Source organism: Kitasatospora sp. DSM 101779, assembly GCF_025655475.1.
GTDB lineage: Bacteria > Actinomycetota > Actinomycetes > Streptomycetales > Streptomycetaceae > Kitasatospora.
In genome coordinates this window covers 6,779,285-6,806,134 of the sequence record NZ_JAHTIK010000001.1, presented here as the reverse complement: position 1 = coordinate 6,806,134, position 26,850 = coordinate 6,779,285, and the positions used below count along the sequence as shown (strand labels likewise).

Below are 26,850 nucleotides of genomic sequence, written 5' to 3'. Positions count from 1 at the left end.
GGTTGCCTCCTCAGCAAGGTCCGTCGGGAAGGTCGGACCCCGGATCGCCGGTGGGGTCGGTCCACTCCATGACGTCGACCTGGCGAGTACCGCGAGATTCGATCACCAGGACCGGTGTTCCTTCGGGCAGAGGCTCCTCCGACCAGGCCAGGAAGGTCTCCGAACCGCCCCTGATCCTCACCAGGACCTCACCCGGGCCGGCGGCTCCCCGGGTCCCGATCACCAGCGTGCCGGGGCAGCCGATCACGGCCTCATCCGACACCATCGGCGGCCGCCCCTTTCACCTGTCGCACGTCGCGCCACCATCGTGGCAGCATCGGCCGACCGAAGCGGGCAGGCGCGCGGCCGGGTCACCGTACCGGTGCAGCCCGACTCCAAGGTGCAACCGACACTCGCGCTGCCGAAGGGGTGCGCAGGCGGGGCGTGTGCCGCCCACCATGGCCCGGATCGACCTCCCGGGGCCGCCGCAGGTCGGGCGGTACGGCGTGGACCTTGGGGTGATGGAACGCCTGGCGCCACCGTCTCTGGCGTGGAGCCCGTCCGCTCCGGCGACGAGGCGGCTCGTGCTCATCGACGAGCTCGGGCGGATGGAACTGGCCCACCCCCCGTTCCGGGACACGGGCCGGGGCCTGTTCGCGGCCGACGTCGACGTGGTCGCCACCGTGCACGCGCAGCCCGGCCCGTTCACCGACGCCCTCAAGCGCCGCACCGATGTCGAGCTCGTCCAGTCGGCCCGGGCGAATCGGGACGACCTCCCGGAGCACCTCGCGGCGCGGCTGGAGAAGCGGTGAGAAGCCGCCGCACGGGTAGGCCGAGCACGGGAGGTGGATGCGATGCCCCGCCGCAGCCGGGCCGGGGCCGCGGTCGTCCGACGACGCAACGACTGGCGCGCCCGGCTCCTGGCCGCCTCCGCCCGTTGGGCGGGGCGCTCGGGCCGGTGCGCCGATTTCAGCGAGGCGGCGGAACTGTGCGGGCCGACCGACTCGTCTTCGCAGGTGCCGGAGTCTCTGGTGGCCGGATGCGCAGAGGTGAGCCCGGATGAAGACCTTCGAGCGTGAGCTGGGCCGGTGGAGGTCCCTGCCTCCGGCCCGGCGGATCGCCGCCGTCGCTGTCAGCGGCGGCACCGTGCTGCTCGCGGCGCTGTTGGCGGTCGTGCTCACCATCGGCGGCGGGGGCTCGCCGGATCGTACGGGGGCCGGCCCGCAGCCCACTCCGACCGGTCCCGGCAGCACGGGTGCTGTGTCGCCGCTCACCGGGCTCCCGGGGAAGGTGGGCAGGATCATCGCCGTCAAGGTCGACAACGCGGCCGCTGCCCGACCGCAGACGGGCGTGAACGCGGCCGACGTGATCTACGCGATCGAGGTCGAGGGCGGTCTCTCGCGATTCCTTGCGATCTATGACTCGAACCACCTTCCCGCCGGCGACCGAATCGGCCCGGTGCGCAGCGCCCGGGAGAGCGATCTGCCGATCCTGCAGCAGTACGGGCGCGTGGACTTCGCCTACTCCGGGGCACAGACCCGGTTCCTGCCGGTGCTCGCCCAGGCCGATGTGTTCAACTGCTCGCCACAGCAGGACAATTCGTTCATGCGCGGGCAGTGGAACGTGCCGCCGTTCAACCAGTACGTGGTGCCGTCCGGGATTCTGCGCCACTTCCCGGACGCGGCGGCGGCCCGCGACGTCGGCTTCCGCTTCGGCGACGCGCCGACCGGGGGTGTGCCGACGACCTCGTTCACCGCGCGGATGCCCGCGGCCTCGTTCACCTTCACCTGGTCCGCCGCGGAGGGGAAGTATCTGGTGGCGCTGGACGGCAGGCCGGCCATGACGACGGACGCCGGGCAGATGGGTGCGCCGACGATCGTGGTGCAGAAGGTCGCCGAGACCACCTCACCCCGCAGGCTCGTCGACTCCTCCGGTGAGCTTCTGCCCTTCGCGCCGACGGTCGGCAGCGGCGAGGCGGTGTTCCTTCGGGACGGCACGGCGTACCGGGGCAGCTGGTCGCGGCCCGGCGCCGCCGGCGGCACGGAGTTCAGCTACGCGGGGCAGCGGATGGCGTTCCACCCCGGGCAGGTCTGGGTCGTCCTCGAACCCGCGTGACGTCGTCCTCGAACCCGCGTGACGCCGGCCGTCGGGCCGGGTCGCGGGCGGCCCCGCGACCACCGGCGCCCGGGGTAAGGTCGCGGGCGGGTCTCGACCGGGGTGAGCAGGACGAATCCGCGCCGTTCGGGTCGACACAGGCGGCGAAGCGGCCGACACCCCCGGCGTCCACGGGCCCATCTGCTGAAGGCCTCTGCACGGCCCTGATGAACCTGGACCCGGCTGGTCAGAGGCGCAAACGATGGACCATGCGACGGAAGCCCGCACTGAATGCCTTCGACATCGCCTCCGACGGCCGACTCTCCGTCGGCCGCCGGTAATTCACATCACCGAGATACACCGCTGGCTGTACAGAGCCGACCACTGGCGACGGCCTCCGCAACTGTCGAACACCCTGTCTTCAAGCCCTGACAGCTCGCCACAGCCTCGGGGGCACCCTACTCCGCGATGCCCATCAGCCTGGGTCGATCCTGAAGAGCAGCGCCGCATGGAATGTTCCAACTATGCCTTCTCGACCGTCTGCTGATTGGCAATCAGGTCGCGGTACCAGGCGTAGGACGCCTTGGGCGTGCGCACCTGGGTCTCGAAGTCGACGTGGACGAGGCCGAAGCGCTGGTGGTAACCCTCGGCCCACTCGAAGTTGTCGAGGAGGGACCAGGTGTAGTAGCCGCGGACGTCGACGCCTTCGGCGACCGCGGCGGCGAGCGCGTCGAGGTGGCCGGCGAGGTAGGAGATACGGTCGGGGTCGGGGACGGTGCCGTCGGGGGCTGGTGCGTCGGCGACGGAGCAGCCGTTCTCGGTGACGGTGACGGGCGGGAGGGCGGCGCCGTACCGGTCGCGCAGGCCGACGAGCAGTTCGCGCAGGCCGTCGGGGACGACCGGCCAGCCGAAGGCGGTGCGGGGGACGCCGTCGATCGGGGCCTCGGAGAAGGGGAGGCCGGGGTCGGTGGGGGCGGCGATGCGGGTGGGGTTGTAGTAGTTGACGCCGAGGCCGTCGAGGCCGGGCGCGGCGATCAGTTCGAGGTCGCCGGGCCGGACGGTGCCGCCGAGGTCCTCGTCGAGGCCGAAGGCCGACAGGTCGGGGTAGCGCCCGAGGAGGAGCGGGTCGGTGAAGAGGCGGTTGTGCAGGGCGTCGTAGGCGGTGGCGGCGGCCGCGTCGGCGGGGTCTTCGGTCGCCGGCCGGACCGGGGTGAGGTTGTTGGCGATCATCACCTGCAGGCCGCGCTCGCGCAGCACCCCGGCGGCCAGTCCGTGGCCGAGCAGTTGGTGGTGGGCGGCGGGCAGCGCGTCGAGCAGCAGGGCGCGGCCGGGGGCGTGGATGCCGAGGGCGTAGCCGTACACCATGTGCACGAAGGGCTCGTTGAGGGTGATCCAGGCGGGCACGCGGTCGCCCAGGCGGTCGGCGGCCACCGTGGCGTACTCGGCGAAGCGGTGTGCGGTGTCGCGGTTCAGCCAGCCGCCGCCGTCTTCCAGCGCCTGCGGGAGGTCCCAGTGGAAGAGGGTGGGCAGGGGGGTGATCCCGGCGGCGAGCAGGGCGTCGACCAGGCGGTCGTAGAAGTCGAGGCCGGCCGGGTTGACCGGGCCCTCGCCGGTGGGCCGGATCCGCGGCCAGGCGAGGGAGAAGCGGTAGCCGTCCAGGCCGAGGCCCTGCATCAGGGCGATGTCCTCGGGATAGCGGTGGTAGTGGTCGCAGGCCACCGCGCCGGTGTGGCCGTCGCGGACGGCGCCGGGCCGGGCGGAGAAGACGTCCCAGACGGACGGCCCGCGGCCGTCCTCGTCCACCGCACCTTCGATCTGGTACGCGGCGGTGGAGGCTCCCCAGCGGAAGTCGGACGGGAGGTCGAGTCGGTTCGGCATGCCGGACTCCCAGCTCGGACGGCGATCGGCGAGATCAGAAGAACATGAGGGGACCTCATGTTAGTCCGCAGCCACACGACGCACCAGGCACCCGGCCGCGACGACCTCCACGCGCCCGACGCCGACCGAACGGATCACGTCCGTACACCGGCGCGAGGGATCCTGGCGGCCACCGCCGCAGCCGAGGCCAGGAGGCAGACGGAGCCCGTGCAGCGGACAGCCTCCCGGCCACGGTCACCAGCGCGCGCCGCCCGGACCGTACGGCCCCGCAGGCGGAGGCGGGAGCGGTACGGCCCCTGCCGGTCGGTGCGTCCCACATCGTAGGAGGGCGTGAAGACGGCCGTCGGGATCAGCCCGAAAATTTCTGACGTGAACTCAATTCCGTTATGCAGTCGCGATTTTGACATGAACGCCAAGCCTGGTGAAGATTTCCGGATGTGCCGCCACCGATGCTCGTCCACCCCTTGTGAAATCGGCGGCGAGCGGGATTTCGCTTCGGCGCCCGACCGCCGAGGCGCACCGGATACCGACAGGTGCCGGAAGGGCGGCCGCCACCCCGCGACGGGCTGGGTGGCGGGGACGGTCACCCCGCGCGGCCCCCTCACTGTCGAGGGCGCTTCAGGCCAGTTATTAATACGACGATCCGATGAGCAGGGCGGTGGGCTCGACGGCACGGATCGGCGGACCTGTCCGACCTCCGCACTAGGGTGACCGCATGGCAGACGTCGCGGCAGCAGCGGCGCCCTCGGTCGGGGCGCTGGACGCGGTGGTGGAGCGTGCCTGCGAGCCGCCCACCGGCAAGTCCCGGGCGAAGCAACTGCGCTGGGTCGGCGGCGAGCTCCGCACCGCCCTGGAGCGCGGCGCGATCCCGTCCTCCGCCGCCGCTTCCCTCGCCGGACTCCTCGCCCCGGACACCGTCGCCGCCTACCTCGACGCGGCCGAGCGCGGCCTCCTCCGTCGCAAACCCGCCGCGCGGCCCGACCAGCCCTCCCCCGCATCCATGCGGGTGCGGGAGGACTGCCTGCAGATCATCGGCGCCCGCGCCGGGATCGCCGTCGTGCTCCCGGAGCGCGACCGGCAGGTCGAGCTCCGGCCGGTCGTCGCGGCCCGCCCGCGCAGCATCCTGCTCGGCCACCTGGAGCGGGCCGTCCGCCCGGGCCAGTCCGAGGCCCGGAGCCGGATCCTCGCGATCATCGGCACGGTGATGGACACCGGCTGCCGCGCCGGCGAGCTCTGTCACCTGCGGGTGGGCGACGTCGACACCGAGCGGGGCCGGGTCCGTGTCACCCGGCTCCCCCAGCACCGGAACCCGGAGGCCGAACCGGTCGTCGAGACCGTCGCCCTCTCGGGCCCGACCCGGGCCGCGCTGCGGAACTGGCTGAGAGCCCGCCGCCACCTGGTCGTACGCGACGCCGCGAAGCCCGCCGGCCGGAAGAACGAGACCACCGACGCCCTGTGGGTGAGCGTCTCCCCCAGCGGCCGCCCCCGGCCCGGCCTGCCGCTGCACTTCCGCGGCCTGGCCCGGGCCTACGTCCGCGAGATCCGAAGCCTCAACCTCGACATGGCCGGCGAACCCGGCTGGGAGCCGATGCCCGAGCGGATGGAGCAACTACGCCGCGCCATCGACCTGGAACCGGCCGACCTCGGCGGCGCCACGATCCTGCGCCGCACGGCCCGGCCCGCACCGACGCCGACACCGAAGCCTGCGCCGACCCGGCGCGGTGGCTCCTGACGCCCTCGGGTCTCGGCGAGCCGCCCCACCGGCATCCGGTCACGTGGCCGGCGATCGGGACGGACGTTCACTTCGCTCCCGTCGTGGTGGGCGCGTCCAGCGCCGTCAGCGACAACGGCCGCTGCCGGGGTTCGACGGGGGTGGGCGACGGCCGGCCCGCCTCGTCCTTCAGCTCCGCCGGCTCGTCCCGGATCTCCGCCGCCTGCGCGGGCGACACCAGGTACGTGAGCTCGAAGCGGTTGAAGGCGGGCAGCGGGCTCGCCACGTGCAGCGGCTCCGTGCGGACCTGCCCCGCTGCCCTGTTCGGCCGGGGCCGTCACGGGCCGGCCTTCGCTCTCCTCGGCTGCCCTCGACGTGAACACCGTCCGCCTTCTCGCTCGTCCGCTGCGGTCCGGCCGGTCACGCCCGAGCAATCACCGGCCGATGAGGGGGCAATGAGTTCTCCGGGTGTACGTGAGGAGTCTTCGCCGCGGCCTGACGGGGAGAAGCCGGTGCGCCGGGGCGGGTCCGGCCGTCGTCGGATCGGCGCAACCGGGTGTACGTCGACCCCGGGGTGTTGTGCGACGAAACCGTGATTCGCGCGTGGAATGCCCGATACGGCACAGTGATCCCATGAAGGCGCAGACGGGGACAGACCACCGGCCGCCGTCCGGGGCGGTCCGCCGGCGGCCCGTCCAGCAGCGCAGCCAGGAGCGCTACGAGCGGCTCCTGGACGCCTGCGCGGGCCTGCTCGACGAGGTCGGCCCGACGGCGTTGACCACCAAGGAGGTGGCCCATCGGGCGCAGGTGCCGATCGGGACGCTGTACCAGTTCTTCTCCGGCAAGGAGAGCCTCCTGGGCGCCCTCGCCGAGCGGAACCTGGATCGCTTCCTCGCCAGGCTGGCCGTCCGGATCGAGTCGGCCGCGCCGGTCGGCATCCCCGGTTTCGTCGACCTGGCGGTGGACGAGTTCGTCGCCATGAAGCGCAGCGTCGCCGGCTTCGGCCACCTGGACTTCGGTCTGGTCGCCGCAATTCCGGGCGGTCTGCGGGACGACGAGCACCTGCTCGACCGGGACTTGGACAACAATGCGGCAGTCGCCGAGCGGATCGGCGCACTGGGCGGCGAGCTGTTCGCCTTCCCCGGTTTCGCGCTGGCGCTGCGGGTGGCGCTGGAGTGCGCGGACGCCGTCCTCAAGGTGGCCTTCCGGGTGGACCCGGAGGGCGATCCGGCGTTGATCGGTGAGTGCAAGCGGCTGCTCCGCGGCTACCTGGCGGAGCGGCCGACCGCCTGAACCAGCGGCCGGAAAGACGGATGCCCACCTCCGGCGAGGTGGGCATCCGCTGCCAGGTCTTCGCTGTCAGGAGGCGAAGGCCTGGAGTTCGGAGAGCTGGCCGGCCGGCCAGGCGGTGTTGCCGGTCACGGTGATCCGCAGGTGGCGGGTCGCGTTGGCCGGGAGGTTGATCGTCACCGTGTTGCCGGTCGCCGGGTCGAAGGTGTAGCTGGCCGAACCCACCAGGGTGGTGAACGACGAGCCGTCGGTGGAGCCGGAGACCGCCAGGGTCTGGGTGCGGGTGTTCCACACCGAGGCCGGCGGCAGCTTCAGGGTCACCCTGCCGAGGACCACCGCACAGCCCAGGTCCACCTGCACCCACTGCGGGAAGGCGTTGTTCACGCTCTCCCAGTACGAGTTCGCGTCACCGTCCACCGCATTGCCCGCACCGTAGCTCTGATTGCTGCCGGACGCGACGGCGGGCCTGCCCTGCGCGATGTTGCCGGTACCGGGGCTGCAGCTCGGCGCGGTGGTCGGCGTCGGCGTCGGCGTCGGGGACGCCGTCTGGCCACTGCCGAGGAAGGCCTGGAGTTCGGAGAGCTGGCCGGCCGGCCAGGCGGTGTTGCCGGTCACGGTGATCCGCAGGTGGCGGGTCGCGTTGGCCGGGAGGTTGATCGTCACCGTGTTGCCGGTCGCCGGGTCGAAGGTGTAGCCGGCCGAACCCACCAGGGTGGTGAACGACGAGCCGTCGGTGGAGCCGGAGACCGCCAGGGTCTGGGTGCGGGTGTTCCACACCGAGGCCGGCGGCAGCTTCAGGGTCACCCTGCCGAGGACCACCGCACAGCCCAGGTCCACCTGCACCCACTGCGGGAAGGCGTTGTTCACGCTCTCCCAGTACGAGTTCGCGTCACCGTCCACCGCATTGCCCGCACCGTAGCTCTGATTGCTGCCGGACGCGACGGCGGGCCTGCCCTGCGCGATGTTGCCGGTACCGGTCGGGCAGGTCGGCGTCGGCGAGGCGGACGGGCCCGGCGAGGGTGAGGAGGACTGCGAGGGGCTCGGCGAGGGGCTGGAGGTGCCCGGGTTCGAGGGCACGCCGTTGTACGTCCACACCGGCGCCGGCCAGGTGCCGGTGCAGGTGGAACCGGTGAGGCCGGAGTTGCCGCCGCCGTCGGTGAGGACGAAGCCGGTGCCCACGCAGTTGTGGATCGGCGTGGCGGACTGCGCGATGGTGGCGGCCTTCACGTTGGTGAACTTCAGGGTGGCGTTGGCCTGCGCCTGGACGGCGTAGGTGCCGGCGCCGTTGATGTTCACGTTGGTGAAGTTGATGCCGTTGGCCGCACCCTCGATGGTCTGGATCGCCTCGTAGGAGCTGTCCAGGATGTCGGTGTCGGTGATGTTGATCGTCGCGCCGCTGATCGGCTCGTTGAGGCCGCTGAACCAGACCGCTCCGACGCCGAAGTTCCAGTTGTAGTCGCTGTTGCCGGTGCGGATCAGGGTGTTGCGGGCGGCGGTGATGGTGCCGGCCACGGCGGTGCCGCTGCCGGAGTTCACGCCCGGGTAGCGGTTGGCGATGTGCAGGCCGCCGCCGTTGGTGACGGTGTCCGACATGACGTTGTCGGAGATGGTGAAGTCGCGGCCGCCGTAGGTGACGATGTTGTTCGCCAGGATCGGCAGCACCACGGTGTTGTGGGTGAAGCTGTCGTTGGTGTTCGGCTTGTCCTGCGGCCAGGAGGCGAGGCCGTCGTCACCGGTGTTGCGGACGAAGGTGTTGGTGACCGTCGAGTTGGTGACGCCGGTGTGGAAGTTCACGCCGTCGGCGGTCTGGTCGAGGATGCGGCTGTTCCTGATGGTGAGGCGGTCCATCGGGCCGTCCATCCAGGCACCGACCTTGGTGTGCTGCAGCCACAGGTTGTCGACGGTGGAGTTGGACATCGCACCGCCGAGGGCGTTGACCTGGTCCTCGTCGACCCGCTCGCGGATGTCGCCGATGACCGCGAAGTCCTTGAGGGTGACGTTCGAGCTGCCGCCCTGATTCGCCCACTTGCCGTAGATGCCGGCCGCGTTGGCCCGGTTGTTCGGGTCGCGGCCGCCGAGCACCGAGTACCAGGGGCCGGCGCCGACCAGGGTGACCTTGTCCACGACCACGTGGCTGTACAGGGTGAAGTTGCCCTGCGGGATGTACACCGTCCTGCCCTGCGCCGCGCCCGCGTCGACCGCGGCCTGGAACTTGGCGGTGGAGTCGGTGGCACCGGTCGGGTCGGCCCCGAAGTCGGCGACCACGTCGAGGGCTCCGGCCGGCCTGCCGGCCGGCCCGGCGACGTTCTCGAAGTCCGCGAGGTCGATGGTGAAGGTGGGAGACTGCGCGGTCGAGGCGACCTGCAGCCGGATCTTGGTGCCGGCCGGGTAGGTCTGGCCGAGCAGCGTGCGGGCCTCGTCGTAGAAGTGGTGCGGGTTGGAGTCGCCCGGGTTGTTGTTGAACGGGTAACCACCGTAGTACCAGCTGTACTTCGAGGTGACGGGGACGCTCTTCAGCTTGGCGCCGTCGACCAGCAGGTCGATCGAGGCGTCGCGGCCCTTGCCGTCCGCCGAGTCCGGCAGGCTGTAGCGGAAGTCGATCGAGTTGGCCGGCTGGGACAGCGTGAACTCGACGTACTGGCCGGTGCCGTTGAGCGCGACGGCCTGCCGGCCGGACGCCTCGGACGGCAGCGAGCCGTACGTGCGGTCCGGGCCGATCACGGTGCCGTTGGTGGCGGCGTACTCCGCCTCCTGCTCGACGAACGGCACGGTCGCTCCGCGGCCCGGGACGTTCAGCGGGGAGAGGGCGGGCACGCCGGCGGCGTGCGCGGCGCCGGCGTTCGCCAGGACGGCGGTGAGCAGGCCGACCGTGCCGAGGGCGGTGGCGGTCAGGGCCGCGACGGTGCGCCTGCCGTGCCGGGTGGGGGGTGGTTGCTGCATCTGCGGCTGCACATCCTTGCCGATCGTGGGGGTGGTCCGGATGAGGGCAAGTGCCCGGCTGCCGCGCCGCACTGACGCCCTGTCGACGACGCGCCGGTGCAGCCCGCGGCTTCCCGCCGGGCGTGGCGAGACTATGAGCAGCGACTGCACGAAGTCCATACCCGTGCGCAAAAAGCCGATCGGGGACTGCAATTTGGGTGTGATGATGCAGCAAAGATGTGATCATCAGCGGGGCTGGGGAGGTTCTGTCCGATCTGCCCCCATTGCGTACGCCGGGACCGCGCCGCAGAGTGGAAGCACAGTTCAGCGTCGACAGCCACCGAGGAGCATGATCATGCAAGCCATTGTGGGCGACCAGCTCCACATCCACAGCAGGTCCGTCGGCATGGTGGACCGCAAGGGCGAGATCATCGAGGTCCGCGGAACCGACGGCGAGCCCCCGTACCTGGTCCGCTTCGAGGACGGCCACGACGGCCTGGTCTACCCGGGCCCCGACTGCGTCATCGAGCACCAGCAGGAACACCGCTAAGGGATTGACCCCGCCCCCGCTGCCGGGCCCGCTGGCCCACCTGGCCCCACTGCTGGACGACTACGGCTATCTGGCAGTGGGCCTGCTCGTGCTGCTCGACAACTGCGGCATCCCGGTGCCCGGCCAGACCGTCCTGGTGCTGGCCGCCGTCTACGCGGGCACCGGCCGGATGTCCATCGCGGGCGTGGTCGCGGTGGCGTTCACCGCCGCCGTGGTCGGCAACAGCCTCGGCTACCTGATCGGCCGCACCGGCGGCCACGCCTTCGTCCACCGCTGGGGCCGGTACGTCTGGCTCACCCCGGCCCGGATGGCCCACGCCGAGGGCTTCTTCCGGCGCAACGGCGTCAAGGTCGTCGTCGTCGCCCGGTTCGTCGACGTCCTGCGCCAGACCAACGGCATCATCGCCGGCACCACCGACATGGCCTGGCGGCGCTTCCTGCCCGCCAACGTGGTCGGCGCCGCGCTCTGGGTGGGCGTCTGGGCCGCGCTCGGCTACGCCCTCGGCACCGACATCGGCACCCTGTACGAGCAGGCGCTGCGCTACCAGATCTACCTGCTGGCCGGGATCGGCGTGCTGGCCGCCGCCATCGGGCTCCGCACCTACCTGCGGCGCCGCCGCCGGGCCGCCGCCGGGACCACAGCCGACGCGGACACGACAGCCTCCGGCGGAACCGCGGAGGGCGGGGACGCGCCGGCGGAGGACGGGCCCGCGGAAGAGCCGGAGGACGGGCCCGGGGCGCAGCCCGGCCCGCCCCCGCGGGGGAGCGGCGGGGGCCGGCCGGGGACGGGCGGGACCGGCGCGGGCGGTTCCGGCCCGGGCGGAGCGAGCGGTCAGCCCAGCAGGATGACCTCGAACGGCGACGCGTAGCGGGTGCCGAGCCGCTCACCGGCCATCGCCCCGAAGGTCTCGAGCGTGCCGCGGGCGTCCGCCATGTCGGCCCCGAGTCCGTCCAGGTACGCGCGGTGCGCCTCCAGCGAGGCGACACCGCGGTCGAAGGACTCGGTGGTGTCCACCGCGTGGCCGGAGTCCGGCGAGGCCGCGGCCCACAGCTGCCGGACGCCGTTCCACGGCTCGTGGCCCTCGTCCAGCAGGTCGCGGAAGACCCAGCGGTTGCTGGCGTCCCGGACGGCGTCCAGGGTGGCGCGGCCGACGGCGATGTGGTCCGCCTGGTTGGGCCACGTCCCCCCGTAGGTCTCGCGGAAGTTGGTGGTGATCACGATCTCCGGGCGGTGCCGCCGGATCGTCCGGGCGATGTCCTTGCGCAGCGGCAGCCCGTACTCGACGACGCCGTCCGGGTGGCCGAGGAACTCCACCACGTCGACGCCGACGAGAGCGGCGGAGGCGATCTGCTCCTCCTCGCGGACGCGGCGGCAGGTCTCCGGGTCCATCGAGTCGATGCCCGCCTCGCCGCTGGTGGCCATCGCGTAGACGACGCGCTTGCCCTGGGAGGTCCAGCGGGCGACGGCGGCCGCGGCGCCGTACTCCATGTCGTCCGGGTGCGCGACGACGGCGAGGGCGGTCTGCCAGTCCTCGGTGACCGGCCGGTACGGGGGTGGTGCCTGGTCCGTCATGGTCAGTCGGCGCTCCTGATCGAGTAGTTGAAGTCGGTGTGGCCGAAGTGGCCCATCAGCCTGAGCCAGAACGGCATCAGCATCTCGGTGCCGCGGGCCGCACTGATCCCGCCGAGGTCGATGACGTCCTCGCCGGGCCAGCCGAACTGCTCCAGCACACCGCGGACCAGGGCCTTCGCCTCGGGGTCCTCCCCCGCGACGAACAGCTGGTGCGGGCCGGGCACCCGGCCCGGGTCCACCATCAGCGGGGCGGACAGCGTGTTGAGCGCCTTGACCACCCGGGCCTCGGGGAACTCCCGCTGGATCTGCTCGCCGACGCTGTCGGTGTTGACCGGCTCCAGGCTGACCTCGCCGGTCGGCGAGAAGACCAGCGGGTTGGAGACGTCGATCAGCACCTTGCCGGCGAGCCGCTCCGCGCCGGCGAGCCGCAGCGCGGGGAGGGACACCGTGCCGGCCGTGGCGTTGATCACGACCTCGCCGAACTCGGCGGCGTCGGCGAAGGTGCCGGCGTGGCCGTTCGGGCCGGACTGCTCCGCCCAGGAGACGGCCGCCGTGTTGTCCTTGGTGCGCGAGCCGAGGGTGACCTCGTGGCCCAGCGCGACGAGCTTGGCCGCCAGGGTGCGGCCCACCGTGCCCGTACCGATGATCCCGAATCGCATCGCAAGTCTCCCGAGTGTGGGGTCCCGTTCAAGGGTCGCTTCGTTGGGCGAGGACGCAGAACTCATTGCCTTCCGGGTCTGCGAGGACGACCCAGGGTGCCCCGTCCTGTCCGACGTCGGCCCGGCGGGCGCCGAGGGCGAGCAGCCGCTCGACCTCGGCCGCCTGGTCGTCGGGACGGAAGTCCAGGTGGAGGCGGTTCTTCAGCTGCTTGCGCTCGGGCACCGGGACGAAGACCAGGCCGGGCAGCCGGTCCGCGGACGGGCGGATCTCGAACTCGTCCGGCGCGTCGTTGACCACCGTCCACCCGAGGGCGGACACCCACCAGCGGCCGAGGGCCACCGGATCGGCGGAGTCGACGACGACCTGCTCCCACTCCAGTGCCATGGTCGCACCATAGTCCACCCGGACTGACGGAGCATCACCCCCCGCCGCCCGCCGCCCGGTCCGCCTCCGACCAGCGGTGACGCAGTCGGTCCGCCTCGTCACGCAGGGCTGCCAACAGGGCCCTGGCGTTGGCGGAGTCACTGGTGCGCAGCGCGGCGACGCCGATCCGCCGGGCCAGTTGCGGACCGTCGACCGGCCGCACCACGAGGTCCTCCCGGTGCGGGCCGAGGCCGAGCCGCGGCAGCAGCGCCACACCGACCCCGGCGGCGACGAACCCCTGCAGCACGCCGTAGTCGTCGGTGCGCAGCACCGGCACCGGTTCGAAGCCGTCCTCCGCGCAGGCCCGGAACAGCACCCGGTCCACCGGGTCGGCGTCGCTGACGCCGAGGATCCAGCCGTCCTCGCGCAGCGCGGCCAGCGGCACCCGGTCGCGGACGGCCTGCGGGTGGTCGGCCGGCAGGACGAGCTGCAGCGGGTCCTCCAGCAGCGGGTGGACGACGAAGTCCTCGCCGAGGTCCAGGCCGCCGTCCGGACGGGAGTAGACCAGGGCGACCTGCAACTGTCGGCTGCGCAGCCCGGCCAGCAGGGCTGGCAGCTCGCCCTCGGTGAGGGCCAGGTGGACGCCCGCGCGGTACAGGGTGCGGACCGCGGGCGGCAGCAGCAGCGCGCCCGCGGTCGGGAAGGTCCCGACGCGGAGGGTGGCGGCACCGCGATCCACCAGGTCGGCGATCTCGCGCTCGGCGACCCGGACCCGGTCGAGCACCGCCTCGGCGTGCGGCAGCAGGGCGAGGCCCGCCTCGGTGAGGACGGCGCCGCGGGCGCCGCGGTGCACCAGCGGGGTGCGGAAGTGCGCCTCCAGGGTGGCCAGGTGGTGGCTCACGGTCGGCTGGCTGTGCCGCAGGGAGCGGCCGGCGGCGGCCAGCGAGCCCTCACGGGCGATGGCGCGGAGCACCTGCAGGTGGCGGAGATCGAGCACGGGCGGGGCCTCGGTTGTCGGTGGTCCGGTCGGCGGCCGGGGTGGGGCCATCGATGTTTTCTGGAGATGTCCAGAAAAGTACCGGGTTCCTCGATGGGCGGCGCGGTGCGACGGTCGGGAGGTGAGCACCATGACCCTCTCCTCCCCCGTCCCCGCCGCCGCCGACCCGGCCCAGCAGCGCGCCCCGTACGCCGAGGCCGTGCGGGCGAGCGCGGACCGCGACTGGCTGCGGCTCAACGTGCCCGGGCACGCCGCCGACCCGGACCGCTTCGCCGGACTGGCCGGGCACGTCGGCGAGGCGGTGCTGCGGCGCGACGTGCCGCCGCTGCTGGAGGGCATCGACCTGGGCCCGGACAACCCGATGGAGCAGGCCCTGCAGCTGGCCGCCGACGCCTGGGGCGCCCGGCGGACCTGGTTCCTCACCAACGGCGCCTCCCAGGGCAACCGGATCGCCGCACTGGTCGCGCAGTCGCTCGGACGGACCCTCGTCGTCCAGCGCAGCGTGCACTCCAGCGTGGTCGACGGCCTGGTGCTGTCCGGCCTGGGCGCCGCGTTCGTCCAGCCGACCGTGGACGCCCGGACGGGCATCGCGCACGGCGTCACCGCCGGGGACCTCGCCGTCGCACTCGCCCGGAACCCGGACGCGGCGGCCGCGTACGTCGTCACCCCCAGCTACTTCGGTGCGGTGGCCGACGTCGCCGCACTCGCGCGGGTCGCGCACGCCGCCGGGGTCCCGCTGATCGTCGACGAGGCCTGGGGCTCGCACTTCGGCTTCCACCCCGCCCTGCCCGCGAACGCGCTCGCGCTCGGCGCCGACCTGGTGGTCTCCAGCACCCACAAGCTCGGCGGGGCACTCACCCAGGCCGCCATGCTGCACCTCGGCAACGGGCCCTTCGCGGACCGGCTGGAACCTCTCGTCGAACGGGTCCACCACCTCACGCAGTCGACCAGCGCCAGCTCGCTGCTGCTGGCCTCGCTGGACGAGGCCCGGCGGACGCTGGTCACCGGCCACCGGGCGATCACGGAGTCGCTGGCCGCCGCCGACGCGATGCGGGCCGCGGTGCGGGCCGGCGGGCGGTTCCGGGTGGTCAGCGACGGCTTCGGACGCTTCCGGGACATCGTGGCCAGCGACCCGCTGCGGGTCTCGGTGGACGTGCGGGCCGGGGGCATCTCCGGGCACGAGGCGCGGCGACGGCTGATGCAGGAACACGGCGTGCTGGTGGAGGTCGCGACCGACGCCGCCGTGGTGGCCGTGGTCGGCGCGGGTGCCGGGCCGGACGCGGAGCGGTTCGCGGCGGCGCTGCACGCCCTGCCGGTGGTGCCGGGAGTCGCCGACGGCACCCCGGGGCTGGAGCTCCCCGAGCCGGGACCCGTCCGGATGACGCCGCGGGAGGCGTTCCTGGCGCCGGGGCGGTCGGTGCCCGCAGCGGAGGCCGTGGGACGGATCTCCGCGGACACGCTGTCCGCCTACCCGCCCGGCATACCGAACGTCCTGCCCGGCGAGGAGATCACCGCCGAACTCGTCGCCTTCCTCCGGAAGGTGGCCGCCGCCCCCACCGGGCACGTCCGCGGAGCCGTCGACCCGGCCGTCACCACGCTACGGATCGTCGCGGACCACTGGACACCTGCGCCGATCACGGATCGGCGACTTGCCTGACGGAGTGTCAGTCATGCTGGGACGCTGCCCGGCATGTCCCACGATGAAATCCCGGACCCTGCCCTCGCGGTGCCGTCCGTGGCGCATCCGCCCCTGTCGGAGCCACCGGTTGAACCGCCTTCTTCCACCAGGTCGGCGTGGCTGCTCCCGGGCGTCGCCGCCACAGCAGGGCTCCTGGTGGGAGCGGGCGTCGTCGGCATTGCGTGGGCAGCATCGGGCTCTTCGGTGACGAAGCCGGCCACCTCGCCGTCGGCGTCCGCGGCGACGTTCAACCTGACCGGGACGATGGAGTTGAACCAGGCCGGCTTCGGCAGCGGCTCGTGCACGGGAACGGGCGGCTACGGCGACATCGGAGAGGGCTCCGCGGTCACGGTCTACGACGCCACGGGACAGGTCATCGCCACAGGTCACCTCAACACCGGCGCGCGGTCCGGCCTGACCTGCCGGTTCCCGGTCTGGGTGAGCAACGTTCCGGACGGCCCGAAGTTCTACCAGGTGGAGATCAGTCACCGCGGGAAGATCACGTTGTCGGCCGACGATGCCAAGGCCGGCCGTTTCGCCGCGTCTCTCGGCTAGACAGGCCGGTCCGCAGCGCCGGCGGGCCGGACGGCGGGACGGGGAGCCGTCCCGCCGTCCGGCCGGCCGCGTGCGGCTACTCGACGGTGACGGACTTGGCGAGGTTGCGCGGCTTGTCGACGTCGCGGCCGAGGGCGACCGCGGCGTGGTAGGCCAGCAGCTGCAGCGGGATGTTGAGGAGCAGCGGGTCGAGCTCGGGCTCGCTCTTGGGGACGACGATGCAGTGGTCGGCGAGCTTGGTCTCGGGAGCACGGTGGGCGATCGCGAGGACGCGGCCGGAGCGGGCCTTGATCTCGCCGAGGGTGGTGAGGTTCTTGTCGAGCAGCTCGTCGTCGGGGACGAGGGCGACGGTGGGGAGTTCGGGGCTGATCAGCGCGAGCGGGCCGTGCTTGAGCTCGCTCGCGGGGTACGCCTCGGCGTGGACGTAGCTGATCTCCTTGAGCTTCTGGGCGCCCTCGCGGGCGACCGGGTAGCCGCGGACCCGGCCGATGAACATCATTCCGGCGTTGTCGGCGTACTCGGCGGCGAGCTTGGCGATCTCGTCCTGCTGGTCGAGGATCTGCCGGATGTGGCCGGGCAGGGCCTTGAGCGCGGCGACGATGCGGCGGCCGTCGGCGGGCGAGAGGTCGTGGATGCGGCCGAAGTGCAGGGCGAGCAGTGCGAAGGCGATCACCGTGGAGGTGAAGGCCTTGGTGGAGGCGACCGAGATCTCCGGGCCGGCGTGCAGGTAGATGCCGCCGTCGCACTCGCGGGCGATGGCGCTGCCGACGGTGTTGACGACGCCGAGGACGCGGCCGCCCTTGCGCTTGATCTCCTGGACGGCGGCGAGGGTGTCGTAGGTCTCGCCGGACTGGCTGACGGCCACGTACAGGGTGTCTGCCTCGATGACGGGGTTGCGGTAGCGGAACTCGGAGGCCGGCTCGCTGTGGGCGGGGATCCGGGCGAGCTCCTCGATGAGCTGGGCGCCCATCTCGCCGGCGTAGTAGGCGGAGCCGCAGCCGAGGATCTTCACCCGGCGGATCTCGCGCAGTTCGCGGGCGTCGAGGTTGAGGCCGCCGAGGTGGGCGGTGGCGAAGCGCTCGTCGAGGCGGCCGGAGAGGGTGCGCTCGACGGCGGCGGGCTGCTCGTGGATCTCCTTGAGCAGGTAGTGCTCGTAGCCGCCGGTGTCGTAGGAGCCGACCTCCCAGTCGACGGTGGACGGCTGGCGGGTGACGGTGCGGGCGTCCTCGGTGAAGGTGCGGAAGCCGTCGGCGCGGACGACGGCGAGTTCGCCGTCCTCCAGATGGACGACCTGGCGGGTGTAGCGGACGAGCGCGGCGACGTCGGAGGCGGCGAACATCTCCTTCTCGCCGAGGCCGAGCACGATCGGGCTGCCGTTGCGGGCGACGACGATGCGGTCGGGCTGGCGGGCGTCGACGACGGCGATGCCGTAGGTGCCGACGACGTGCTTGAGGGCGGCGCGGACGGCGTCCTCCAGCTCGGTGCCCTCGCCGCCGTGCGCGGCGACCAGGTGGGCGAGCACCTCGGTGTCGGTCTCGGAGGTGAAGACGGCGCCCTCGGCGGTGAGCTTGGCGCGCAGCTCGTCGGCGTTCTCGATGATGCCGTTGTGCACGACGGCGATGTGCTCGGCGTTGTCGACGTGCGGGTGGGCGTTGGCGTCGCTGGGCTCGCCGTGGGTGGCCCAGCGGGTGTGGCCGATGCCGGTGGTGCCCTTGAAGCGGGCGGGGACGGCGGCGGCGAGGTCGGCGACCCGGCCCTTCGTCTTGCAGACCTTCAGGGTGCCGGTCTTGCCGGTGACGGCGACGCCGGCCGAGTCGTAGCCGCGGTACTCCAGTCGCTGCAGGCCTTCCAGCAGGAAGGTGGTCGCGTCCTTGGGGCCGATGTAGGCCACGATTCCGCACATGGGTGGGACTCCTTCGGTTCAGCGGTCGGGCGGCTCACCCGTACACGATGCGGCGCAGCTGGCGGGTGGACAGCTCGGGCGCCGCGACTCGCCGGGACGCCAGTTCGGCGCCGAGGCGGGCGAAGATCCGCTCGTTGGTCAGGCCGCGTGCCTGCAGCTCACCGTGGCGGCGGCGGACGTACTCCTCGGTGGTCTCGGAGAAGTACGCGATCACCTCCGCGACGACCCGCGCCGCCTCGCCCGGCCCGAGCGGGCTGGTGCGGGTGAGGTGGGCGAGGAGGTCTTCGTGAGGGTGGGGTGAGGCGGGCACGGTCGAGGACTCTATGCGCCCGCTCGCCGGATACCCAAGATTTCTGCCCGAAATCGGGCAGACATTCCTTGGTTCACCCCTCTCGAACACACTTGCAGTGCCCGAACGCCTCCGCGTAGCGTGCTGATCCGTACACGCCAAAGACAGCTGCGGAGGCGGCATGTGCGGAATCGCGGGGTGGGTGGCGTTCGACCGGGACCTCACCCGGGAGCGCGCGGCGCTGGAGGCGATGACGGCCACCATGGCCTGTCGCGGCCCGGACGGCGGCGGGCTGCACCTCACCCGGCACGCCGCGCTCGGCCACCGGCGGCTCGCGGTGATCGACCCGGCCGGCGGCGCCCAGCCGATGGCCGCCGAACAGGGCGGGCACTCCCCCGCCGTCCTCAGCTACAGCGGCGAGGTCTTCAACCACCGCGAGCTGCGCACCGCCCTGCAGCACGCCGGGCACCGCTTCCGCACCCGCAGCGACACCGAGGTCGTACTGCGCGCCTACCTGCAGTGGGGCGCGCGCTTCGTCGACCGGCTGAACGGCATGTACGCCTTCGCCCTGTGGGACGCCCGCCGCGAGGAGCTGCTGCTCGTCCGCGACCGGATGGGTGTCAAACCGCTGCACTACCACCGCACCGACGGCGGCGTGCTGTTCGGCTCCGAACCCAAGGCCCTGTTCGCCCACCCGGCGCTGCGCCCCGCGGTCGACCTCGACGGGCTGCGCGAACTGCTCAGCACCGCCCGCACCCCCGGGCACGCCGTCTACCGGGGCCTGACCGAGGTGCAGCCCGGCCAGGTGGTCACCGTCCGGCGCTCCGGGCTGACCACCCGCCGGTACTGGGCGCTGGAGGCCCGGGAGCACACCGACGACGGCCCGGCCACCACCGCGACCGTCCGTGAGCTGCTCGCCGACACCGTACGGCGGCAGCTGGACTCCGACGTGCCGCTGTGCGCCCTGCTCTCCGGCGGGCTCGACTCCAGTGCGATCACCGCGCTCGCCGCGCAGGCGCTGCGGCGGCGTGGCGCGGGCCCCGTCCGCACCTTCGCCGTCGACTACGCCGGGCAGACCGCGCGCTTCCGCCCCGACGCGATGCGCGGCACCCCGGACGGACCCTACGCCCGGCTGCTCGCCGAGCACGTCGGCACCGACCACCGCACCGTCGAGCTGGACAGCGACGCCCTGAGCGACCCGGTGCACCGGACGGCGGTGCTGCGCGCCCGCGATCTGCCGTGGGAGTTCGGCGACATGGACACCTCGATGCTGCTGCTCTTCCGCGCGGTGCGCCGGGACTCGACGGTGGCGCTGTCCGGCGAGGCCGCGGACGAGCTGTTCGGCGGCTACCCCTGGTTCCACGACCCGGCGCTGATCGCGGCCGAGACCTTCCCCTGGGCGGCCCTGCTGGCCCGCACCGCCGGGCTCGGCGCCGGCCCGCGGGAGGGCCTGCTCGACCCGGGCCTGCTGACCGGGCTGAACCTGGACGCCTACCGCGCCGACCGCTACCGCGAGGCGATCTCCGCCGTACCGCAGCTGCCCGGCACCGACCCGGTGGAGCGCCGGATGCGCGAACTCACCCACCTGAGCCTGACCCGGTTCGTCCGCATCCTGCTGGATCGCAAGGACCGGCTGTCGATGGCCTGCGGCCTGGAGGTGCGGGTGCCGTTCTGCGACCACCGGCTGGTCCAGTACGTCTTCAACACGCCGTGGCGGATCAAGTCCGCCGACGGCCGGGAGAAGAGCCTGCTGCGGGCCGCCGTCCGCGACCTGCTGCCGGCCGCGGTCGCCGACCGGGCGAAGAGCCCCTACCCGTCGATCCAGGACCTGCGCTACCCGCGCTCCCTGCAGGCGGCCCTCGGCCGGCTCGCCGCCGACCGGGACTCCCCCGCCGCGGCCCTGCTGGACCGCGGGGCCGTCGCCGCGGCGCTGGCCCCCGGCGCCGACCCGCAGTACGCCCGGGCCGCCACCGAAGTCGTGCTCGGCATCGACGACTGGCTGCGAACGTACGACGTGTCACTCGTGATGTGAGACGGTGGACGTGAGGTGTCGACAGGGGGGCCTGTTGCGCCGTCCGGGGGAAACCGCTCCCCCGGGGGTGCCGACACTTCACCGTTCGGCGGCGGCCGATCCGTGCAATCGGTGCCGCCGACGTCAGGATGGGTGTGCCGCCCGTCCGTCGTCGACCACCGGGGGAATCAGCACCATGCATCCGCGGATCTTCGCGATCGTCACCGCAGTCCTGCTCGGCGTGCTCGGGATCGGCGCGGTCTCGGTGACCCCCTGGACGCCCGAGACGGCCCCGGTGGCGGCCGGCGGTCCCGCCACCACGCAGGCCGCACCCGGCGGTGCCACCCAGGCGTCCGCCACACCGACCGGTGACCCGGCGGTGTGGACCCGCTCCACCCTGCGGAACAAGCTGGTGGCCGAGATGGACGCCACCGACCCCGGCGTGGCGCTGGCCGACCTCGACAAGATCACCAAGGAGAAGCCGTACACCGTGCGGTTCTGCCACCCGATCGCGCACGAGCTCGGCCACACGGCGGTGAAGCGGTACCACGAGGACTTCCAGAAGGTGATCTCCTTCCCGCACGAGACCTGCGCGGCCGGCTACCTGCACGGCGCGGTCGAGGAGATGCTCGCGGCCTCCAAGAACCCGCAGCAGGACATCCTCACACTGTGCGCGCCCGCCAACACCGGCCCGTGCATCCACGGCGTCGGCCACGGGATCATGTTCGTCACCCAGCAGGACATCCCGTCCGCCCGCGACCTGTGCAGCAAGTTCCCCACCACCAGCCGGCGGATCACCTGCTCCGAGGGCCTGTTCATGCAGCTCTTCGCACCCGACGAGGAGGACGAGAAGGCCAAGGCGAACCTGCCCGCCGACAAGCTCGCCGCCGAACCGCTCTACCCCTGCCCCGAACAGCCGGCCCTCTTCCAGTCCGCCTGCTTCTTCTACGCACCGACCCTCTACCTCAGCTCGCACGACTACGCCAACCACCCCGAGGCCTTCGCCGGGGCACTGAAGTGGTGCCTCAACGCGCAGGCCAGCGGCGGCGCCAACGACTGCAGCCGCGGGGTCGGCTCGCGCACCATGAAGTACAACCTGGACCGCGCCGACTGGGCCGCCCAGCAGTGCGCCACCGCCGCCGACACCTGGCAGCGCAAGGCCTGCACCCAGGGCCTGGTCAGCTACTGGACGGTCAACTACACCGAGTCCGGCGCCGCCGCCAAGCTGTGCAAGCAGATCACCGACAAGGAGATCGCCGGCTACTGCCGCTCCGCGGGCGGGCTGTCCAGCACCCTGGACTGAGCCCGACCGCAGGGCCGCGGGGGCACCTCCCGCCGAAGGGCGGGCGTCGTGACAGCACGGGCCGAGCCGAATGTGCACGGCCGCCACCCCTGGATTGCGCAGTTCCCCGCGCCCCTGGGGGTGCACCCAGGTGCTCCTGCTCACCAGCAGGTGCAAGGAGCGTACGATCGGCACGCGGGTGCGCCGAGGAAGCCGCGCCATTGCTTCCCCCGGCCCCCGTTCGCTGGAGCGCACCCACCATGACCTCCGAAGACTTCCGCAGCGCGGCGCACGCCGCGGCCGACCTGGTCGCCGACTACCTGGAGGGCCTGGCCGGGCGGCCGGTCTGGCAGCCGATGGCGGAGGCCGACCGGCAGGCCCTGCTGGACCTGCCGCTGCCCGAGACCGGCACCGGCCTGGACGGGCTGCTCAAGACCGTCGCCGAGCAGGTCCTGCCGGCGCCGATGGGCAACGGCAACCCGCGGTTCTTCGGCTGGGTGAACTCCGCCCCGCAGCCCGCCGGCGTGCTCGCCACCCTGGTGGCCTCCGCGATGAACCCCAGCTCGGCCGGCGGCGACCACGCCGACGTCCACCTGGAGCGGGCCGTCGTCCGCTGGATCGCCGAGCTGGTCGGCTTCCCGCACCCGCCCGGCGGCGGCCTGCTCACCTCGGGCACCTCGATGGCCACCATCGTCTGCCTGGCCGCCGCCCGGAACCGGGCCGCACTGCGCGCCGGCGTGGACGTCCGCGAGGAGGGGCTGGCCGCGCTGCCGCCGCTGGTCGGCTACGTCACCGGCGAGACGCACTCCTGCGTCCGCAAGGCGGCCGAACTGCTCGGCCTCGGCAGCCGTCACCTGCGCACCGTCGCCACCGACGCCGAGGGCCGGCTGGACACCGCCGCCCTGGCGTCCGCGATCGCCGAGGACCGGGCGGCCGGCCGGCTGCCCTTCCTGGTGGCCGCCTCGGCCGGCACCGTCGGCACCGGCGCCGTCGACCCCTTCCACCCGATCGCCGACATCGCCGAGCGCGAGGGCCTGTGGCTGCACGTGGACGGCGCGTACGGTGCCTTCGGCGTGCTCGACCCGGTGATCGCCCACCGCTACGCGGGCATGGACCGCGCCGACTCGCTCGCCCTCGACCCGCACAAGTGGCTGGGCGTGCCGGTGGACTGCGGCTGCGCGCTCGTCCGCGACACCGACGCGCTGCGCGGCACCTTCAGCCTGGTGCCGTCCTACCTGCGCGACGAGGCGGCCGGATCACTCGGCTGGTTCTCGGAGTACGGCACCGAGCAGACCCGGCCGTTCCGCTCGCTCAAGGTGTGGGCGTCCGTCGCGCACCGCGGCCGCGAGGGCGTCGCCGCCGACATCGCGCACACCACCGCACTGGCCCGCCGGCTCGGCGAGCTCGTCGAGGCCGACCCGGCGCTGGAGCTGCTCGCCCCGGTGGAGACCTCGATCGTGGCCTTCCGCTACCGGGCCGCCGGGCTGGACGCGGAGACCCTGGACCGGCTCAACCGGGAGCTGCCCGCGGCGATCCAGCTGCGCGGCCGGGTGTTCGTCACCGGCGCCGTGCTCGGCGGCCGCGAAATGCTCCGTGCCTGCCTGCTCAACGCCACCACCACCGAGGCCGACGTCCGGCTGCTCGTGGACGAAGTGCACACCGCCGCAGCCGCGCTGACGGCCCGTCCGGACACCGACGGCCCCGCCTGACGTGCACCGATCACGGCGAGGGGCCGGCCGCGGAGACATTTACCGTCAGGTCACGGGGGATTCGTGATCGTGAAACACCGGCGCGACACGATACCTGCATGGACACTCGTGAACCCGTCACCACCGCCGCCCCCTCGCGCGCCCAGCGGCGCGCCGCCCGGACCCACCGCTGGCGCAGAGAGACCGTCGAACTCGCCGCCGTCTTCCTCGCCGTCGCCACCGCCGACCTGGTCTCCAACGTGGTCGTGCACGGCCACGACGGCCCGGTGCTGCTCGTCGTGTCGGCCGTCGCCCTGCTCGCCACGGCCGTCTTCCACGGCTGGTGGGCGCACCGGCGGCCGCACGGACCGCCCGCGCCGGACACCCATGCGCCGCCCGGGGAGGCCGCGGTGGGCGGCCCCCTGGGTGCCCTGGAGGAGACCGTGCTGTGGCGGGTCCGCACCACGGTCGAGGACTCCCCCGGCAGCCTGGCCCGGGTCTGCACGGCCCTGGCCGAGCGCCGGGTCAACATCGTCTCGATGCAGTCGCACCCGCTGGCCGCCGGCACCGTCGACGAGTTCTTCCTGCGCGCCCCGGCCGACCTGGACCGGGCCGACCTGACCGCGGCGGTCGCCGCGGCCGGCGGCACCGACATCTGGACGGACCGCGCCGACGCGCACGAGCTGGTCGACGCGCCCACGCACGTGCTCGCCCTAGCCACCCGCACCGCGCTGGACGCCGCCGAGCTGCCGGTCGCGCTGCGGCAGCTGTTCGGCCGGTGCACGATCCGGCAGTATCCGGACCGCGGCCGGTCCACCCCGGCCGGGGTGGACGGCCACACCATGCGGCTGCCCGTCCCCGGCGGCGACCTCATCGAGCTGACCCGGCCGCACCTGCCGTTCACCCCGACCGAGTTCGCCCGCGGCCAGGCCCTGGTGGAGCTCGACAGCCTGCTCGGCCCGCGGGTGCCCAAGGTCGAGGCCAGGCTCGCCCGGCCGGCCGGCGCCGACCTGACCGTCCGCCGCGCCGAGCCCGGCGACAAGCAGGCCGCGCTGGAGATGCACGGGCGCTGCTCGGCCGACACCCTGCGCAAGCGCTACCACGGCCCGGTCAAGGACGCCGACCGCTACCTCGACCACCTGCTCGACCCGCGGCACGGGCAGACCCTCGCGGTCGAGGAGGCGGACGGCCGGATCGTCGCCCTCGCCCACCTCATGTGGGACGACGACGGTGCCGAGGTCGCCCTGCTGGTCGAGGACGACTGGCAGCGGCAGGGCCTCGGCGTCGACCTGCTGCGCCGGATGGCCGCACTCGCCCTGGAGGCCGGGGTGGCGACCGTCTACGCGGTGACCCACTCCTCCAACACCGGGTTGATCTCCACCATGCGCCGGCTCTCGGCCCCGCTCGACTACCAGGTCGAGGACGGCACGCTGGTGATCACCGCGCACCTCGCGGAGGCCGCCGACAAGCTGCCCACCCCCTGGCCCACCCGCCCGCGCCGCTGAGGCGCCGGCACCCGCAGTACCCCGAGCGGACCCGACCACGCTCCGAACGGACTCCGGCCCGGCCGCACCCCGCGGCCGGGCCGGAGTACCGTCCGCTCCGCCGGCTGGAGGGGCGCGGGCGGGGTACGGGCCCCGTACGCCCCCCTGACACCCCCTCAGAGCCGGTATGTCCCTTTCTCACCCTGCCGGGCACCGGGTCCGGTGTCCGAGCCACGCACGCAGGGGTGCGCGACGGCCAGGACTGCCGCCCGTCCGCGCCCTGCGGACCTGCCGCGAGATCCTGCGCGAGATCCTGATCGGCACGGCCGCGGACGGCCCGGCCGCCGTACTGCGCGGCACCGTGACGCAGACCGCAGCGGTACCGGCAGCAGCCACTCCTGAGGGGGTGTCCGCCGGACCGGCGAGACCGGTGCGCGCGGCCCGACGGCCGGGGCGGGCGGGATGGTCCGCACACCTGCCCGAGCCCCCAAAGGCCCCCTTCGCGGGCTGCGGGTCGCAGGCCGTCCGGGCGGTCCCGGCAGGCCGCACGGGGTCCGCCGCTCAAAGCCCGCCGCCGGAGTGGGTAGGCTGACCCCCGTCCCTGCCGTCCGACGGTCACGCACGACCGGGGCGGCGCCGCAGCAAGGAGGAACCACTGAGCATGCCAGGCACCGGTCCGGAAGCCGCACGCGACGCCTCGCTGCCCGCCCGCGCCAAGATCGCCGTGACGGCCGGCAAGATGGCCGCCGCCCTCTCGCAGAAGGCCGGCCGCGGCAGTGGCTCGGTGATCGGCGGCAAGATCGCACTCAAGCTCGACCCCGATCTGCTCGCGACCCTGGCCGAGCACCTCGACGTGGTGCTGGTCAGCGCGACCAACGGCAAGACCACCACCACCCGGCTGATCGCCGAGGCCCTGCGCGCCGCCGGCCCGGTGGTCTCCAACGCGCTGGGCGCCAACATGCCGGCCGGCATCACGGCCGCACTGGCCGGCGGCTCGGAGGCGCGCTTCGGCGTGATCGAGGTGGACGAGAAGTACCTGGCCACGGTCGCCCGGGACACCCGTCCCAAGGCCATAGCGCTGCTGAACCTCTCCCGCGACCAGCTGGACCGCGCCGCCGAGACCCGCATGATGGCGGAGAAGTGGCGCGAGGGCCTGAAGGACTCGGACGCGGTGATCATCGCCAACGCCGACGACCCGCTGGTGACCTGGGCCGCCTCCTCCTGCAAGAAGGTGGTCTGGGTTGCCGCCGGGCAGGCGTGGAAGGAGGACGCCTGGTCCTGCCCGTCCTGCGGCGGCGTGATGCAGCGCCCCGGCGAGGACTGGTTCTGCTCACAGTGCGGCTTCCGCCGCCCGAACCCGCACTGGGCGCTGCAGGGCACCCACGTCATCGACCCGCACCGCGGCGCCTGGCCGATCCAGCTGCAGCTGCCCGGCCGCGCCAACCTGGCGAACGCCACCAGCTCGGCGGCGGTCGCGGCGGTCTTCGGCGTGGCCCCGCAGGTCGCGCTGCAGCGGATGCAGACGGTCGCCGCGGTGGCCGGCCGCTACGACGTGGTGCAGTACCAGGGCCGGGACGTCCGGCTCCTGCTGGCGAAGAACCCGGCCGGCTGGCTGGAGACCTTCACGCTGATCGACCAGCCGCCGGCGCCGGTGGTGCTGTCGGTGAACGCGCTGGACGCGGACGGCACCGACACCTCCTGGCTGTGGGACGTCGACTACGAGCGCCTGGCCGGCCACCCGATCTTCGTGATGGGCCAGCGCAAGCTCGACCTGGCGGTCCGTCTGGAGGTCGCCGGGCTGCAGTTCCAGGTGGTGGACACGCTGGAGCAGGCCGTCCGGCTGGCCCCGCCCGGCCGGATCGAGGCGATCGCCAACTACACCGCCTTCCAGCAGCTGCGCAAGGCGGTGGCGGTCTGATGTCGTACCCTGCCGACCCGCAGTTCCAG

General features: G+C 73.1%; 22 protein-coding genes and 2 pseudogenes. 13 read left to right on the top strand and 11 right to left on the bottom strand.

Annotation, left to right across the window (positions count from 1 at the left end; genetic code table 11):
• Positions 1–10: 10 nt before the first annotated feature.
• Entirely contained in the window at positions 11–265 is a 255-nt protein-coding gene (locus tag KSNIM_RS31015; RefSeq protein ID WP_263106433.1) for a hypothetical protein, read from the bottom strand.
• Positions 266–437: 172 nt separating this feature from the next.
• Between KSNIM_RS31015 and KSNIM_RS31010 the strand changes: the two genes are divergently transcribed.
• Together KSNIM_RS31010 and KSNIM_RS31005 are read left to right on the top strand one after the other, a co-directional pair.
• Complete coding sequence (locus tag KSNIM_RS31010) at positions 438–791, top strand: nucleoside-triphosphatase (protein ID WP_263108193.1); 354 nt, start codon at positions 438–440, stop codon at positions 789–791.
• Between the two features lie 247 nt (positions 792–1,038).
• Positions 1,039–2,094, top strand: coding sequence for a DUF3048 domain-containing protein (locus tag KSNIM_RS31005; RefSeq protein WP_263106432.1), 1,056 nt, complete (start codon positions 1,039–1,041; stop codon positions 2,092–2,094).
• A 501-nt stretch (positions 2,095–2,595) separates the two neighbouring features.
• Here KSNIM_RS31005 and KSNIM_RS31000 read toward each other — a convergent pair.
• Positions 2,596–3,951 (bottom strand): GH1 family beta-glucosidase, encoded by a 1,356-nt coding sequence (locus KSNIM_RS31000; protein ID WP_263106431.1) that lies wholly within the window; start codon positions 3,949–3,951, stop codon positions 2,596–2,598.
• 715 nt (positions 3,952–4,666) lie between these two features.
• On the opposite strand from KSNIM_RS31000, the gene KSNIM_RS30995 reads away from it, so the two are divergent.
• Positions 4,667–5,683, top strand: a complete 1,017-nt coding sequence (locus KSNIM_RS30995; protein ID WP_263106430.1) for a site-specific integrase — start codon at positions 4,667–4,669, stop codon at positions 5,681–5,683.
• Between the two features lie 67 nt (positions 5,684–5,750).
• Here the strand turns inward: KSNIM_RS30995 and KSNIM_RS39490 are convergent, their stop codons facing one another.
• Positions 5,751–5,948, bottom strand: coding sequence for a hypothetical protein (locus tag KSNIM_RS39490; RefSeq protein ID WP_411543804.1), 198 nt, complete (start codon positions 5,946–5,948; stop codon positions 5,751–5,753).
• 347 nt (positions 5,949–6,295) lie between these two features.
• Between KSNIM_RS39490 and KSNIM_RS30985 the strand changes: the two genes are divergently transcribed.
• Positions 6,296–6,955, top strand: coding sequence for a TetR/AcrR family transcriptional regulator (locus KSNIM_RS30985; RefSeq protein ID WP_263106429.1), 660 nt, complete (start codon positions 6,296–6,298; stop codon positions 6,953–6,955).
• Between the two features lie 66 nt (positions 6,956–7,021).
• Here KSNIM_RS30985 and KSNIM_RS30980 read toward each other — a convergent pair.
• Together KSNIM_RS30980 and KSNIM_RS30975 are read right to left on the bottom strand one after the other, a co-directional pair.
• Positions 7,022–7,399, bottom strand: a pseudogene (locus KSNIM_RS30980) (discoidin domain-containing protein); the annotation flags it as partial.
• A 114-nt stretch (positions 7,400–7,513) separates the two neighbouring features.
• Positions 7,514–9,892: pseudogene (locus KSNIM_RS30975) on the bottom strand (discoidin domain-containing protein); the annotation flags it as partial.
• Between the two features lie 334 nt (positions 9,893–10,226).
• Between KSNIM_RS30975 and KSNIM_RS30970 the strand changes: the two are divergent.
• Together KSNIM_RS30970 and KSNIM_RS30965 are read left to right on the top strand one after the other, a co-directional pair.
• Positions 10,227–10,421 carry a DUF1918 domain-containing protein gene (locus KSNIM_RS30970; protein WP_263106428.1) on the top strand — a complete coding sequence of 65 codons (195 nt, stop codon included), beginning with the start codon at positions 10,227–10,229 and terminating at the stop codon, positions 10,419–10,421.
• A gap of 4 nt (positions 10,422–10,425) precedes the next feature.
• Positions 10,426–11,289, top strand: a complete 864-nt coding sequence (locus KSNIM_RS30965) for a DedA family protein (protein ID WP_317634076.1) — start codon at positions 10,426–10,428, stop codon at positions 11,287–11,289.
• On the opposite strand, the gene KSNIM_RS30960 is transcribed toward KSNIM_RS30965, so the two are convergent.
• The 4 genes from KSNIM_RS30960 to KSNIM_RS30945 are packed head-to-tail and all read right to left on the bottom strand — an operon-like array spanning position 11,253 to position 14,013.
• A complete protein-coding gene (locus KSNIM_RS30960; protein ID WP_263106427.1) occupies positions 11,253–11,993 on the bottom strand; it encodes a PIG-L deacetylase family protein in 741 nt (246 codons plus the stop codon). The genes KSNIM_RS30965 and KSNIM_RS30960 overlap by 37 nt on opposite strands.
• A 2-nt stretch (positions 11,994–11,995) precedes the next feature.
• Entirely contained in the window at positions 11,996–12,652 is a 657-nt protein-coding gene (locus tag KSNIM_RS30955; protein ID WP_263106426.1) for an NADPH-dependent F420 reductase, read from the bottom strand.
• Positions 12,653–12,680: 28 nt separating this feature from the next.
• Positions 12,681–13,037, bottom strand: coding sequence for a VOC family protein (locus KSNIM_RS30950; RefSeq protein ID WP_030276915.1), 357 nt, complete (start codon positions 13,035–13,037; stop codon positions 12,681–12,683).
• Between the two features lie 34 nt (positions 13,038–13,071).
• Positions 13,072–14,013: a LysR family transcriptional regulator gene (locus KSNIM_RS30945; protein ID WP_263106425.1), complete on the bottom strand. Its 942-nt coding sequence runs from the start codon at positions 14,011–14,013 to the stop codon at positions 13,072–13,074.
• A gap of 130 nt (positions 14,014–14,143) precedes the next feature.
• Between KSNIM_RS30945 and KSNIM_RS30940 the strand changes: the two genes are divergently transcribed.
• Both KSNIM_RS30940 and KSNIM_RS30935 read left to right on the top strand, forming a co-directional pair.
• Positions 14,144–15,670 (top strand): aminotransferase class I/II-fold pyridoxal phosphate-dependent enzyme, encoded by a 1,527-nt coding sequence (locus KSNIM_RS30940; RefSeq protein WP_263108191.1) that lies wholly within the window; start codon positions 14,144–14,146, stop codon positions 15,668–15,670.
• 33 nt (positions 15,671–15,703) lie between these two features.
• Positions 15,704–16,246 (top strand): hypothetical protein, encoded by a 543-nt coding sequence (locus KSNIM_RS30935; protein ID WP_263106424.1) that lies wholly within the window; start codon positions 15,704–15,706, stop codon positions 16,244–16,246.
• A gap of 76 nt (positions 16,247–16,322) precedes the next feature.
• On the opposite strand, the gene glmS is transcribed toward KSNIM_RS30935, so the two are convergent.
• Together glmS and KSNIM_RS30925 are read right to left on the bottom strand one after the other, a co-directional pair.
• Positions 16,323–18,149: a glutamine--fructose-6-phosphate transaminase (isomerizing) gene (gene glmS, locus KSNIM_RS30930; RefSeq protein WP_263106423.1), complete on the bottom strand. Its 1,827-nt coding sequence runs from the start codon at positions 18,147–18,149 to the stop codon at positions 16,323–16,325.
• Between the two features lie 34 nt (positions 18,150–18,183).
• Entirely contained in the window at positions 18,184–18,459 is a 276-nt protein-coding gene (locus KSNIM_RS30925) for a hypothetical protein (protein ID WP_030269292.1), read from the bottom strand.
• 160 nt (positions 18,460–18,619) lie between these two features.
• Between KSNIM_RS30925 and asnB the strand changes: the two genes are divergently transcribed.
• The 5 genes from asnB (at position 18,620) to KSNIM_RS30900 (ending at position 26,821) form a co-directional block, all read left to right on the top strand.
• On the top strand, positions 18,620–20,470 hold the full coding sequence (gene asnB / locus KSNIM_RS30920) for an asparagine synthase (glutamine-hydrolyzing) (RefSeq protein ID WP_263106422.1): 1,851 nt from the start codon (positions 18,620–18,622) through the stop codon (positions 20,468–20,470).
• Between the two features lie 175 nt (positions 20,471–20,645).
• A complete protein-coding gene (locus KSNIM_RS30915; protein WP_263106421.1) occupies positions 20,646–21,752 on the top strand; it encodes a hypothetical protein in 1,107 nt (368 codons plus the stop codon).
• 239 nt (positions 21,753–21,991) lie between these two features.
• A complete protein-coding gene (locus KSNIM_RS30910) occupies positions 21,992–23,440 on the top strand; it encodes a pyridoxal phosphate-dependent decarboxylase family protein (protein WP_263106420.1) in 1,449 nt (482 codons plus the stop codon).
• A 98-nt stretch (positions 23,441–23,538) separates the two neighbouring features.
• On the top strand, positions 23,539–24,924 hold the full coding sequence (locus KSNIM_RS30905; RefSeq protein WP_263106419.1) for a GNAT family N-acetyltransferase: 1,386 nt from the start codon (positions 23,539–23,541) through the stop codon (positions 24,922–24,924).
• A gap of 640 nt (positions 24,925–25,564) precedes the next feature.
• Complete coding sequence (locus KSNIM_RS30900) at positions 25,565–26,821, top strand: Mur ligase family protein (protein WP_263106418.1); 1,257 nt, start codon at positions 25,565–25,567, stop codon at positions 26,819–26,821.
• Positions 26,822–26,850: the final 29 nt, after the last annotated feature.

Coding starts and splice junctions, on each gene's coding strand:
- KSNIM_RS31015 (WP_263106433.1), bottom strand. CDS start 265: ATGGTGTCGGATGAGGCCGTGATCGGCTGCCCCGGCACGCTGGTGATC.
- KSNIM_RS31010 (WP_263108193.1), top strand. CDS start 438: ATGGCCCGGATCGACCTCCCGGGGCCGCCGCAGGTCGGGCGGTACGGC.
- KSNIM_RS31005 (WP_263106432.1), top strand. CDS start 1,039: ATGAAGACCTTCGAGCGTGAGCTGGGCCGGTGGAGGTCCCTGCCTCCG.
- KSNIM_RS31000 (WP_263106431.1), bottom strand. CDS start 3,951: ATGCCGAACCGACTCGACCTCCCGTCCGACTTCCGCTGGGGAGCCTCC.
- KSNIM_RS30995 (WP_263106430.1), top strand. CDS start 4,667: ATGGCAGACGTCGCGGCAGCAGCGGCGCCCTCGGTCGGGGCGCTGGAC.
- KSNIM_RS30985 (WP_263106429.1), top strand. CDS start 6,296: ATGAAGGCGCAGACGGGGACAGACCACCGGCCGCCGTCCGGGGCGGTC.
- KSNIM_RS30970 (WP_263106428.1), top strand. CDS start 10,227: ATGCAAGCCATTGTGGGCGACCAGCTCCACATCCACAGCAGGTCCGTC.
- KSNIM_RS30960 (WP_263106427.1), bottom strand. CDS start 11,993: ATGACGGACCAGGCACCACCCCCGTACCGGCCGGTCACCGAGGACTGG.
- KSNIM_RS30955 (WP_263106426.1), bottom strand. CDS start 12,652: ATGCGATTCGGGATCATCGGTACGGGCACGGTGGGCCGCACCCTGGCG.
- KSNIM_RS30950 (WP_030276915.1), bottom strand. CDS start 13,037: ATGGCACTGGAGTGGGAGCAGGTCGTCGTCGACTCCGCCGATCCGGTG.
- KSNIM_RS30940 (WP_263108191.1), top strand. CDS start 14,144: ATGACCCTCTCCTCCCCCGTCCCCGCCGCCGCCGACCCGGCCCAGCAG.
- KSNIM_RS30935 (WP_263106424.1), top strand. CDS start 15,704: ATGTCCCACGATGAAATCCCGGACCCTGCCCTCGCGGTGCCGTCCGTG.
- glmS (WP_263106423.1), bottom strand. CDS start 18,149: ATGTGCGGAATCGTGGCCTACATCGGCCCCAAGGACGCGACCACCTTC.
- asnB (WP_263106422.1), top strand. CDS start 18,620: ATGTGCGGAATCGCGGGGTGGGTGGCGTTCGACCGGGACCTCACCCGG.
- KSNIM_RS30915 (WP_263106421.1), top strand. CDS start 20,646: ATGCATCCGCGGATCTTCGCGATCGTCACCGCAGTCCTGCTCGGCGTG.
- KSNIM_RS30910 (WP_263106420.1), top strand. CDS start 21,992: ATGACCTCCGAAGACTTCCGCAGCGCGGCGCACGCCGCGGCCGACCTG.
- KSNIM_RS30905 (WP_263106419.1), top strand. CDS start 23,539: ATGGACACTCGTGAACCCGTCACCACCGCCGCCCCCTCGCGCGCCCAG.
- KSNIM_RS30900 (WP_263106418.1), top strand. CDS start 25,565: ATGCCAGGCACCGGTCCGGAAGCCGCACGCGACGCCTCGCTGCCCGCC.